General features: G+C 47.4%; 10 protein-coding genes. 9 read left to right on the top strand and 1 reads right to left on the bottom strand.

Features of this window, described 5'->3' with window-relative positions:
• The first annotated feature begins 1 nt into the window (after position 1).
• From nqrE to SD53_RS00930, 9 genes are all read left to right on the top strand, one after another.
• Positions 2-610: an NADH:ubiquinone reductase (Na(+)-transporting) subunit E gene (gene nqrE / locus SD53_RS00970; RefSeq protein ID WP_046518318.1), complete on the top strand. Its 609-nt coding sequence runs from the start codon at positions 2-4 to the stop codon at positions 608-610.
• A 24-nt stretch (positions 611-634) separates the two neighbouring features.
• Positions 635-1861: an NADH:ubiquinone reductase (Na(+)-transporting) subunit F gene (gene nqrF, locus SD53_RS00965; protein WP_046518317.1), complete on the top strand. Its 1227-nt coding sequence runs from the start codon at positions 635-637 to the stop codon at positions 1859-1861.
• A gap of 457 nt (positions 1862-2318) precedes the next feature.
• Positions 2319-2531, top strand: a complete 213-nt coding sequence (gene nqrM / locus SD53_RS00960) for a (Na+)-NQR maturation NqrM (protein WP_046518401.1) — start codon at positions 2319-2321, stop codon at positions 2529-2531.
• Positions 2532-2688: 157 nt separating this feature from the next.
• A complete protein-coding gene (locus tag SD53_RS00955) occupies positions 2689-4227 on the top strand; it encodes a M17 family metallopeptidase (protein WP_046518316.1) in 1539 nt (512 codons plus the stop codon).
• Positions 4228-4382: 155 nt separating this feature from the next.
• Complete coding sequence (locus tag SD53_RS00950; RefSeq protein WP_046518315.1) at positions 4383-5678, top strand: NCS2 family permease; 1296 nt, start codon at positions 4383-4385, stop codon at positions 5676-5678.
• An 8-nt stretch (positions 5679-5686) separates the two neighbouring features.
• Positions 5687-6523: an MBL fold metallo-hydrolase gene (locus SD53_RS00945; protein ID WP_173425676.1), complete on the top strand. Its 837-nt coding sequence runs from the start codon at positions 5687-5689 to the stop codon at positions 6521-6523.
• A gap of 75 nt (positions 6524-6598) precedes the next feature.
• Positions 6599-9274 carry an ATP-binding protein gene (locus SD53_RS00940; RefSeq protein WP_046518313.1) on the top strand — a complete coding sequence of 892 codons (2676 nt, stop codon included), beginning with the start codon at positions 6599-6601 and terminating at the stop codon, positions 9272-9274.
• Complete coding sequence (locus SD53_RS00935; protein ID WP_046518312.1) at positions 9255-9674, top strand: HIT domain-containing protein; 420 nt, start codon at positions 9255-9257, stop codon at positions 9672-9674. The genes SD53_RS00940 and SD53_RS00935 overlap by 20 nt, the downstream gene beginning before the upstream one ends.
• Before the next feature lie 104 nt (positions 9675-9778).
• Complete coding sequence (locus SD53_RS00930; protein ID WP_046518311.1) at positions 9779-10618, top strand: HDOD domain-containing protein; 840 nt, start codon at positions 9779-9781, stop codon at positions 10616-10618.
• 63 nt (positions 10619-10681) lie between these two features.
• On the opposite strand, the gene rdgC is transcribed toward SD53_RS00930, so the two are convergent.
• Positions 10682-11578 (bottom strand): recombination-associated protein RdgC, encoded by an 897-nt coding sequence (gene rdgC, locus SD53_RS00925; protein ID WP_046518310.1) that lies wholly within the window; start codon positions 11576-11578, stop codon positions 10682-10684.
• Positions 11579-11613: the final 35 nt, after the last annotated feature.

Here is an 11613-nt window from a genome sequence, read left to right as displayed (position 1 = left end):
GATGGAACATTATTTAAGTTTATTTGTGCGTGCGGTATTTATTGACAACCTGGCGTTATCGTTTTTCCTGGGGATGTGTACTTTTATCGCCATCTCTAAGCAGGTAAAAACCGCCTTTAGTTTAGGTATCGCCGTAACCGTCGTACTGGGGTTGTCGGTACCACTGAACAATATTGTGTTTAAGCAATTTTTGGCACCAGGTGCTTTAGACTGGGCTGGTTTTCCAGACACAGATTTAAGCTTCCTTGGTTTCATCGCTTACATCGGCGTAATTGCAGGTCTGGTACAGGTTCTGGAAATGTTCCTGGATAAGTACGTACCTTCGTTATATAACGCGTTAGGCATTTTTCTGCCATTAATCACAGTGAACTGCGCCATTTTTGGTGGTGTAGCGTTCATGGTCGAACGTGATTATAACTTAGCAGAAAGCGCGGTATTCGGTTTAGGCGGCGGTATAGGTTGGACTCTGGCCATCACATTAATGGCAGCTGTGAGCGAAAAACTTAAGTATGCAGATATCCCAGCGGGCCTGCGTGGTTTAGGTTCTCGTTTTATCATGGTTGGTTTAATGGGGTTAGGCTTTATGTCTTTCTCTGGCGTGTCATTGTAAAAATTGCTGTAAAAGGAAAAAACAATGCAAGAGATTTATCTTGGCGTTGGGATGTTCACCCTGCTGGTTGTCGCTTTAGTGATTATGATACTAGTTGCTAAAGCTAAGCTAGTGTCTACGGGGGACATCACCATTGGCGTTAATGGCGACCCTAAATTAGCCATTCAGACAAAAGCCGGCGGCAAATTACTTGGCGCTTTAGCTGACAAAGGCATCTTCCTGTCATCAGCTTGTGGTGGCGGTGGTTCTTGTGGTCAGTGCCGTGTTCACGTCCACTCCGGTGGTGGCGACGTGTTGCCGGTTGAAATGGGGCATTTGACGAAGGGCGAGCGCCGTGATGGTTGCCGTTTAGCTTGTCAGGTCAGCGTAAAAACTGACATGGAAATCGAAGTTGAACCAGAAATCTTTGGTATCAAAAAATGGGAATGTACTGTTATCTCCAACGATAACAAAGCGACTTTCATTAAAGAATTAAAGTTGGCCATTCCTGACGGTGAATCAGTGCCTTTCCGTGCTGGTGGTTATATTCAGATTGAAGCTCCGGCTCACCACGTGAAATATGCTGACTTCGATATTCCTGAAGAATACCGCGGTGACTGGGAGCGCTTTAAGTTCTTCACACTGGAGTCTAAAGTAGACGAAGAAACTATTCGTGCTTACTCTATGGCGAACTATCCGGAAGAGGAAGGCATTATCATGTTAAACGTGCGGATCGCGTCTCCGCCGCCAAATAACCTGAGCTTACCTTGCGGTAAAATGTCTTCGTACATCTGGAGCTTAAAAGCTGGCGATAAAGTAACGATTTCTGGTCCATTTGGTGAGTTCTTCGCGAAAGACACCGACGCAGAGATGGTATTTGTCGGCGGTGGTGCAGGTATGGCACCAATGCGTTCGCATATTTTCGACCAGTTACGTCGTCTGAAAACCAAGCGGAAAATGAGCTTCTGGTACGGTGCCCGTTCTAAGCGCGAAATGTTCTATGTGGAAGATTTCGATATGCTGCAGGCGGAAAACGAAAACTTTACCTGGCATGTGGCCTTATCTGACCCGCAGCCGGAAGATAACTGGACGGGTTACACAGGTTTTATTCACAACGTGTTGTATGAAAACTACCTGAAAAACCACAAAGCGCCGGAAGATTGTGAGTTCTACATGTGTGGTCCACCGATGATGAACAAAGCGGTGATCAACATGCTCAAAGACTTAGGCGTAGAAGACGACAACATTTTGTTGGATGACTTCGGCGGTTAAGCCAAGGCAAAATCAAAAATGGGGTCCAGTGGACCCCATTTTTATTCGCAGCCATCCTTGGCGCTTTCCGGCCAGTGGGCAGAGCCACTGGCGCTCATCCGGGCATTGCCAAACTGTTGGCAATGCTATTTCCGGCTTCGCCCTTCGGGCCAACGCTTCGCATTGTTAAAAATTGCTCCTGACAATTTTTTATTCGCAGCCATCCCTGGCGCTTTCCGGCCAGTGGGCAGAGCCACTGGCGCTCATCCGGGCATTGCCAAACTGTTGGCAATGCTATTTCCGGCTTCGCCCTTCGGGCCAATGCTTCGCATTGTTAAAAATTGCTCCCGGCAATTTTTTATTTGTCTGAAAAACGTTTTTACGTAGGGATAGTGGCTGAAACTTGTTACAATAAGCGCCTGTGTCGGGCAAGCAGTTAGCCTGCTTGTTCAAAGCTTCTAAGTGTGATGAGGTGGCTATGGAAGTTTTTATTTTTACTTTTGTCATCCTGATAGTTGTTGTTGCTGCTATGGCCATAGGCTACATGGTACAGCGGAAGACTATAGCGGGTAGCTGTGGTGGTTTAGGAGCCTTGGGCATAGAAAAAGCCTGTGATTGTGATACCCCCTGCGAAAAACGCCAGCAGCGCATGAAAAAAGAGCAGGAATGGCAACAGAATAAAATTATCTGATTGGTGTTGTTTTTATTGATCTTTGTTTCGTCAAGCCAGCTTTCGCTGGCTTGTCAGTTTTTAGCTACAGGACTTCGCAAGGAATAGGCCTGAGTCTCTTGCCTGATGGTCTGGCTTATTCAATAATGCAGCTCATTTTTTTGCTGAGGCCACGTTCATGTCTTACCCAGTTGCTATCGCTGTATCTTCTGTTCAGGCTGCCCTGAATGACTCCCAATGGGATGCTCTGATTATTGTTGCATCAAGTTTTACTGCTGTGCCTGAATTACAGTCTGAAATTAATGCGGCATCAGCTATTGATAGTCGTATCGGCAAAGAGACTGTGTTGTTGTTATCTGCTAAGGCACCGGGGCAACGGTTGATTCTGGCTGCCACAGGTCCTTTGGATAGAGATTACGATGATGTGCGCAGTTTTTATGATGCCGCCAAGCAGGGCATTAGCCAGGCCAAAGCTGCTGGTGCTAAAGCTCCGGCTCTGTATGTCATAGCTCCGGATTCCGATGCCTATCAATACGCCGCTGAGGTAGCGTATTTAGGTGCTTGTCAGGCGTTATGGCAGCCACTGGAGGGGCGGGAGGCCTGTGGTGAAACTATGCTCGAACCCGTTACGCACATCGGCGTCATAGGTGTTTCCGAGCATCAGGCGGGTTATATGCAAGCGGTTGAGGCTGGTAAACGCCTTGCCCGTGATTTATGTGGCACTGAGCCTGAGCGAATGGCTCCGCGGCGTTTTGCTGATTATTGTGTCGAGGCATTTGCCGGCACAGCGGTGCAGGTATCAGTTGAAACCAACGTCGATACCTTGCAAAAAGACTATCCACTGCTAATGGCGGTTGCGCGTAGTTCTTTGCAGGTAGACCGTCATAAGCCTGCCGTGATCCGCCTGGAATATCACGGGGAGGGAGAAATAGAGCAGACTCTGTTATTTGCTGGTAAAGGCCTGGTTTATGACACAGGTGGCGCAGACTTAAAAACCGGTGGTGCCATGGCTGGTATGAGCCGTGACAAAGGTGGCGCTGCTGCCGTGGCTGGTTTTATCAAAACTGTGGCTTTACTGAAAACCAAAGGGATACGTATCATTGCTGAAATTGGTGCTGTGCGTAACAGCATTGGTTCTGATGCCTTTGTACCAGATGAGATTATCACCAGTCATGCCGGAGTCAGAGTACGTATTGGGAATACCGATGCTGAGGGGCGGCTAGTTCTGGCGGACTTGTTGTCGCATTTACGTGAAGATGCCAAAACCGCAGTCAATCCTAAGCTGTTCTCTATTGCTACTTTAACAGGTCATGCGGCCCGTGCCGTAGGCCCATACAGTGCACTGGTGGAAAACGCTGCTGCACGCCGTGTAGGTTTGTCTGCTGATTTAGCTCTGGTGGGTGATTTATGGGCCGATCCAAGCGAGATTTCCCGCAGTCGTCGTGAGGATTTCAGCTTTATCAAAGGCCGCAGTTCGGCCGATGATTTATTAAGCTGTAATAACGCACCTTCGTCTGTCACCCCCCGCGGCCACCAATTCCCTATGGCGTTTTTAGTGGCGGCTGCAGGCTTAGATCAGCATGCATTAAATACGGCACAGCCAATCCCGTATTGCCATATTGACATTGCAGGCAGTGGTGTCGATGGTGGCGACTGGCAACATAGTAAGCCATCGGCTGCACCAGTGGCAGCTCTGGCTGCTTACTATTGCCTGTAAATACTGCGTATTTGAAGCTGCAGCTTGGTTGACTTCGCTGCTTGCTGCAGCCCCCACTACTTTGTAGTGAAACCAGAATTCTCTTGGCTATTGAAAAACCCGGGGCTATGCTTCGGGTTTTTGCATTGCTGCATCAGAAAACGGGATCGGGTCCGATGAATTTTATTGATCGTTATTTTGAGCTGACGGCGCGTCATACCAGCATCAAAAAAGAACTGATCGCTGGTTTAACGACCTTTATGGCGATGAGTTATATCCTCTTTGTCAACCCCAGCATGCTGGCTCAAACGGGTATGGACCACGGCGCTGTGTTTGTTGCCACTTGTCTGGCTGCAGCTTTTGGTTCTATCGCGATGGGCATGTTAGCGAACCTGCCTGTGGCTTTGGCTCCGGGCATGGGGCTGAATGCATTTTTTACTTATGTGATAGTGCTGGAGCAAGGTCATAGTTGGCAGACGGCTTTAGCCGCAGTATTTTGCTCTGGTGTGTTGTTTTTGCTGTTAAGTATTTTCAGGATCCGCGAGTGGATTATTCAGAGTATTCCTTTTGCACTGAAGATGGGAATAGCTGCGGGTATTGGCATGTTTCTGGCGCTAATCGCATTAAAAACGGCCAGTATTATAGTTGCCAGTCCTGCCACGCTGGTGACATTAGGAAATTTACATGACCCTAAGGTTTTGTTCGCTATCTGTGGTTTTTTTCTGATTTTTGCTCTGGTGCACCGTAAACAACATGCGGCAGTCTTTATCAGTATTTTAGTGATTACAGCCATCGCCTGGTGGCGTGGTGATACATCCTTTGCTGGGGTTGTGGCTCTGCCACCTTCGCTGGCTCCAACTTTTTTACAGTTGGATTTTGTCTCTGCACTGCAATGGGCCATGCTGCCTGTGATCCTTAGTCTATTGTTCCTGGATTTGTTTGATACCAGTGGTACTTTAGTGGCAGTGAGTCAAAGGGCTGGTCTATTAAAAGCCAATGGTGAAATTCCCCGTTTAAAGGGCGCTTTGCTGGCCGATAGTTCAGCCACTATTGCCGGTGCTATGGTCGGAACCTCGACGACCACCAGTTATGTGGAAAGTACCGCAGGGGTTACTGCAGGTGGTCGTACTGGTTTAACTGCTGTGGTGACGGGGCTGGCTTTTTTAGCTGCACTTTGGTTATCGCCACTGGCCGCTATGGTGCCTGCCTATGCTACTGCAGGTGCTTTGCTTTATGTGGCCACCTTAATGCTCAGTAGCTTGCAGCATGTGAAATGGGACGATCTGATCGAATCCGTGCCTGTAGTCGTAGTTCTGGTGATGATGCCGCTGACCTTCTCTATCGCTGATGGCATAGGAATGGGCTTTATTACCTATGCGGTGCTCTGTCTCCTTACAGGTCGTTTGTCTGAAACAACCTTAAGTGTGTGGATATTAACTGCAGTCTTTACTGCTAAATTTTTCTTTGCATAAGGATGGATATGAAACAAGTTATAGCGTTACTTGCACTGATGTTATGTGGTGTTGCCAATGCGCAGGATAAAGTACAGGTTACAAGCCTGGAGCTGGCAAAGCATTTGTATATGATCAAAGGCGCTGGCGGTAATATTGCCGCTGTCGTTGGTCCTGAAGGTGCGTTGGTGATAGATTCACAGTACGAGCATATGGCGTCTCAGATCAAATCTGAGCTTGAGAGTAAACAGTCGGGAGTGCAAATCAAAACATTGGTCAACACTCACTTTCATGGTGATCATGTCAACGGTAATGCGGCGCTGGCTGCAGGTGCTCAGATTATCGCTCATACCAATGTATTGGCCCGATTAAAGGCGGACAGCAAATTTCCCCGCGCTGGTTTACCTACTGAAACTTTTGTTGGTGAAAAAGCGCTCACACTGAATGGCGTAAAAGCACAGTTGGTGACCATGCCTGTCAGCCACACGGACGGTGATTTAGTGGTTTGGTTTAAAGACGCGAATGTGCTGCACATGGGCGATTTGTTTTTCGCCGACCGTTTCCCTTTTATCGATCTGAAAAGTGGTGGCTCAGTATCTGGCTACATCAGTAATGTCAAACTACTGCTCAGTCAAATCGACGACAACACCAAGTTAATCCCGGGTCATGGTGATTTAATGGACAAAGCCGGCTTACAGCGTTTTTTAACTATGATGGAGCAGACGCTGGCAGAGGTGAATGCGATGAAAGCTCAGGGAAAAACGGAAGATCAAATAGTGGCTCAGGGCTTATCCGCTCAGTGGAAAAGCTGGAGCTGGAACTTTATTACCGAAGAACGTTGGATCCGGACGCTATTTCAAGCTTAGTCTTGTAGTTCGGGAGCGCTCTGGTTATGCTTTGGCAACGGACAGGGCGCTCTTAGGGTATAAATCAGGATCTTCATGAGGTTACGTGAAACTTTAGTAGTCTACATGCTACCTATCCTGGTCTTACCTTTGTTGTGTCTGGGTTATTTGTCTTATCACTTCAGCGCCCGCTATTACGAACAACAACTGTTTCAACAAATTAAAAGTGAGTTGGTTCAAGTTCAGCAGGACATTCGGCTGGCGTTGTCGTCTTACCAGAACAGTTTACTGCTGCTGTCTTCTCAAGCTCTGGTTGAAGATTTTATTAGGAAAGAACAGCAACCGGAACAGACTTTGCTCCAGCAGTTTGAACGCTATCGCAGACAGCATCCTGAGCTCTCCTCCATCAAATTTATTCGTTTGAACGGCGATTATCTGCTGACTCTGCCTCAGCAAGAAAAAACAAAAGAACTCAGCAGGTTCCGAAATCAGTACTTTTCTGCGCTGCAATCCATGATAGATGACAATGGTTTTTTCCTGTCCAGTGAACAAGGCTCAAACCAGTTAAATTTATACGTGGCACAAAAAGTTTATGTATCAGGACAGTCGTCAGGTGACATAAAACGGTTGTGGGGCTACATCGTTTTTGTGATCGAGCCAGAGTTATTTCAGCATGCTATCCGACGGCTGGGCGGTGAGTTTCGGGCACCTTTGGTTGTGAGCCAGGCCGCAACCATCACTTTTTCTGAGAATGCGTTGTTAATGGGCAGCGCTTTTTCTCCGGTGAGTTTCACTGAAATTCAAGCCAGCGTCGATCAGCAGCAGTTTGTGCCTACCTTGCTGCTTGGTCAGTCTATGTTAGTCACAGGGGTTTCTTTAGCTGGGCCTTATCAACTCATTATGGGAATACAACCAGCCCTTCTGACCCGGAGTATGGCGTATAAGCCGATGTTTATCGCCTTGATTTGTCTGCTGGTTTGTATTGGTTTGCCCGTATGGGTTTACTGGGTGTTGGCTCGTTTTGTGTTAACACCGATACGAGAGCTGACTGGTGCGAAAACAGCGGTTGGGCGGGGGGATTTATCCACAGTTTTGACCGTCAGAAAGCAGGATGAATTAGGCGATATGTTTGCTGCTTTTAATGTGATGGTGCGCCAGCTACGTGTATACAGAGAGAGAGAAAGGGCTTATCAGTTACAACTGGAAGACAAAGTGGCGGCCCGGACTCAGGATTTAGCAGAGGCGAATCGACAGCTCGAAGATGCGAATCAGCAACTGATTGTAGCCAGGGAAGTGGCTGAACAGGCAAACCGGCTTAAAAGCGTGTTTTTGGCCAATATGAGCCATGAAATCCGAACTCCACTAACCGCTATTATTGGTTTTAGTGAGCAGGCGATCCATGAAAACGATCCGCACAGACAACTTGATTACTTAAGTCGCGTACTGCGTAGCGGCGATCATCTGCTGGCTTTGATCAATGACATTCTTGATTTATCGAAAATTGAAGCCGATAAGCTGGAACTCTTGACTGAGCAGGTCAGTTTACTGGCTATGCTGGATGACGTGTATCAACTGACTAAACAACAGGCAGAGCAGAAAGGATTGCATTGCGTGTTGGAGCTGAACTATCCGTTACCACAGTTTATTTATACCGATACTTTGCGGTTTCGCCAGGTGTTGCTGAATCTGACTTCCAATGCAGTGAAGTTTACTCAGAAAGGTAAGGTGGTGATCCATGTCTCTTACCAAACTCCGGAAGAAGTGCTGAGGATCAAAATTAAGGATACTGGCATAGGTATTACCTCAGCGGAACTGAGTAAACTATTCCAGCCTTTTGTTCAGGCCGATGCAGCGGTCACCCGTAATTTTGGTGGTTCTGGTCTTGGCCTTTGTATCTCAAAAAAACTGATGGAACAGATGCAAGGCGATATTCAGGTAGACAGTGTGAAGGGCATAGGTAGCTGTTTTGAGATAGTCATGTCCTGTGAACATCAGCATATTAGCCTGATTGACTATTATCAGCGGCCTGAACAGCAGGCTGTGCCGGTTGAAGCTTCGACGAATTATCAAAAACTGAAGTTACTGGTGGCAGAAGATAACCCTGATAACCAGTTACTGATCGAGGTCTTGCTGCAAAAACTGGGGATCCAGTCGGTCCTTGTTGAAAACGGTCATAAAGCGGTCGAGCGGGTATTATTGGAGCATTTTGATTTAGTGTTAATGGATATGCAGATGCCGGAAATGGGGGGAGAAGAGGCAACAGCCCTGATCCGTCATGCAGGTATAGAGACTCCAATTGTCGCTTTGACAGCCAATGTCATGAGCGAGGATCAAAGCCGGTATCTAAAAGCCGGTTGTCAGGCTGTTTTATCCAAGCCTATAGTGCAAAAAGCCTTTTTAGCTGTGATACAGAAGTTCTGTCAAACTGGTGTTGGCCTTGATGAGCAGTTAGAAAACCAGTTGGCTTCAGACCCTGTTATTTTGCAGCTTAAACTGGATTATAAACAGGCGTTGCCCGCTGTATTGCGCGACTTCCAGCTTTGGCTCACAGCGGAAAATTGGAGTCGGATACAGTATGAAGCCCATAGTGTAAAGGGCAGTGCTGGTAGTATGGGCTATCCGCAGTTGACTGACTTGATGTCCGATTTGGAACAGGCCGCGCGCCAGAGCAATGTAGCGCTGATCACAGAATTAATAAATGATTTTGCTTTGCTGGTCCGCACAGAGCAAATCACAGAACGGGAGAGCATTGATGCAGCCGCAGGTATTTGAACTGGCCTTAGAATTTGAACGCGACAGCATCTGGCTTGCAGACTGGCCACTGTGTCAGTTGCGAGTTCAAAACGATACCAATTACCCCTGGTTTATTTTGATCCCTCGTCGTGCCGGTGTAACAGAGATTATTGATTTGACGGAAGCGGAACAGAACCAACTCTGGCGTGAAAGTGGCCATTTATCTGTTTTTCTGAAAGCACAATTTCAGGCTAAAAAACTAAACATCGCTGCGCTTGGTAATATGGTACCGCAGTTACACCTGCATCATATAGTTCGTTATGACACAGACTGTGCCTGGCCCGCACCGGTTTGGGGTAAGTTTCCCGCCCAAGCCTATAGCACGCAAGCCTTGCAGCAGTTAAAGCAAAAAATGGCATCTTTAGCTATACCCTCATGACGACTCCGGTTCGCAGAGGTAGAATATGTGATCTGTGCAGACTTTACCCTGGCCCGTGTCCTGTCCGGCCTGTTTAAACTTTTGTCCCGCTGAGGAACCTTTTTATGTCGGCTGAAAATGCCCTGTTAACCATTTTGGTTGAGAAGATCCGCACAGATATGCTGGTGTTGCCAACTTTGCCTGAAATGGCGATTCGGGTTCGGAGAACAGCAGACGATCCAGACAGCAATTTGCTGATGATGACGGATGTAATAGCGCAGGACCCTGCCTTAGCCGCTCGAATGATTAAAGTCGCCAACAGTGCCTTTATGGGGAGGTCTATTAAGGTCAACTCGCTGAATCAGGCCATTACCCGTATTGGCTTAAGCCAGGTCAAAAATATTGCTACTGCGATGGCGATGGAGCAACTTTTTGTGTCACAACATGAGCAGATCAAAGAAAGAATGGCTTTGGTGTGGCGGGATAGTGTGAATGTCACCAGCATAGCACTGGCCTGCTTAAAGTTATACATCGCTGAAAATAAGCACTGTAATCTGAATTTAGATGTAATGACTTTAGCCGGTTTGATGCATTTGATTGGTGCCTTGCCTATTTTGACTGAGGCTGAGCGCTATCAGAGCGTTTTTGGTGATCCTCAGTTTTTAGAAAACGCCATCAGCACTTTATCCGGGCAGATAGGTTCGAGCATAATGCGGGCCTGGGATTTTGCCGATACCTATGTGCAGATTGTGCTGAACTGGAACAATTCGTCCTACCAGACTGAGCAGGTCAGTTACATCGACTTTATCCGGCTGGGGGCTTTGGTGCAAAGTCCGTTAGAGGGCCCTGCACTGCTGCAGGCACTGCAACCTTATATAGAGCGCAAGATAGTACCTGATGCTAACTTTATGGAGATAGCAGAAGTGCGTTTGATTTCTCAGGAAATTAAAGCGCTGTTGAGCTAGTACTGTGTAAGCGATCGAAAAGGCCCGCACAGTAGCGGGCCTTTTCGTTCTCAGCCTCAGCTTTTACTGGCTGATGATATTGGCTTTTAGTGGCAACAAGGCATGACGTAAAGCGTCTGTCATCAACAACAAGTCGGCGTCCAACCTGCTAATCACATCATCCCAGCCCATTTCTTCGTTGGCACCTGATAGCAGGTCATGGAATTTCAGGCGTTTAATACTGCCGTCATCACAGATCAAAAAGGTCACTTTTTCGTCCTGCTCTAAGGCCAGCTTGGTCACCAGTTTATCCTGTAAATGACTCTGCACTTCATCGGCACTTAACAGGTGATTGATAAAACGTACCTTGGCACCTTCTTCATCCGGCGCTTTGAGTTCAGCTTCGGCGCCTAATTGAAAACCTTCCGGTAATTCTTTGCCTTGCAACCAGAAGTGCAGTTGCTGATTCAACTGGTGGTTATCCAACAGCGGCATCGCAGGTAAAGAACCAAAAGCTTTGCGCAGTAATGCCAGTAATTCTTCCGCTCTGCTGGCACTGCTGGTATCCACCAGTAGCCAGCCTTGTTGTTTGTCGTACAACGCTGTGGTGACACTGGACTTACTAAAGGCGCGTGGCAACAGGCTCTGGATCAATTCCTCTTTTAACGCCTGTTTTTCTTTGCGGCTTAAAGGCCGGCCTTTTTCCTGTTCCATCGCATCAATTTTTGGCGCCAGTTCTTCATTGACTACAGAACCTGGCAACACTTTTTCCTGACGTTTGACCGCAAATAACATCACGTCATTGGTCTGGTGACAGTAGTGCTTCAGACTGGGGTGCAAAGGGCTGGTAAAGCCCATTTTAACGGCTTCCTGCGAGGTACAAGGCGTGAATTTAAATGCAGCTAAGGCCTGCTCTAATTGGTCCTGATCAGTATTTAGCTTTTCGGTGACCTGATATAAACGTAAATTTTTAAACCACATAGTTAACTACTCTGACACTAAGAATTGCAGCTTAG

The sequence above is a fragment of the Rheinheimera mesophila genome (assembly GCF_000986865.1).
Taxonomy (GTDB): domain Bacteria; phylum Pseudomonadota; class Gammaproteobacteria; order Enterobacterales; family Alteromonadaceae; genus Pararheinheimera; species Pararheinheimera mesophila.
The sequence above is the reverse complement of the archived record's forward strand: the minus strand, read 5'-3'. Positions and strand labels throughout refer to the sequence as shown.

What these genes read in the sequence shown, in the direction of transcription:
- SD53_RS00930 (WP_046518311.1), top strand. Translation starts at nt 9,779, where the DNA reads ATGTCGGCTGAAAATGCCCTGTTAACCATTTTGGTTGAGAAGATCCGC.
- nqrE (WP_046518318.1), top strand. Translation starts at nt 2, where the DNA reads ATGGAACATTATTTAAGTTTATTTGTGCGTGCGGTATTTATTGACAAC.
- nqrM (WP_046518401.1), top strand. Translation starts at nt 2,319, where the DNA reads ATGGAAGTTTTTATTTTTACTTTTGTCATCCTGATAGTTGTTGTTGCT.
- rdgC (WP_046518310.1), bottom strand. Translation starts at nt 11,578, where the DNA reads ATGTGGTTTAAAAATTTACGTTTATATCAGGTCACCGAAAAGCTAAAT.
- SD53_RS00950 (WP_046518315.1), top strand. Translation starts at nt 4,383, where the DNA reads ATGAATTTTATTGATCGTTATTTTGAGCTGACGGCGCGTCATACCAGC.
- nqrF (WP_046518317.1), top strand. Translation starts at nt 635, where the DNA reads ATGCAAGAGATTTATCTTGGCGTTGGGATGTTCACCCTGCTGGTTGTC.
- SD53_RS00955 (WP_046518316.1), top strand. Translation starts at nt 2,689, where the DNA reads ATGTCTTACCCAGTTGCTATCGCTGTATCTTCTGTTCAGGCTGCCCTG.
- SD53_RS00940 (WP_046518313.1), top strand. Translation starts at nt 6,599, where the DNA reads ATGAGGTTACGTGAAACTTTAGTAGTCTACATGCTACCTATCCTGGTC.
- SD53_RS00945 (WP_173425676.1), top strand. Translation starts at nt 5,687, where the DNA reads ATGAAACAAGTTATAGCGTTACTTGCACTGATGTTATGTGGTGTTGCC.
- SD53_RS00935 (WP_046518312.1), top strand. Translation starts at nt 9,255, where the DNA reads ATGCAGCCGCAGGTATTTGAACTGGCCTTAGAATTTGAACGCGACAGC.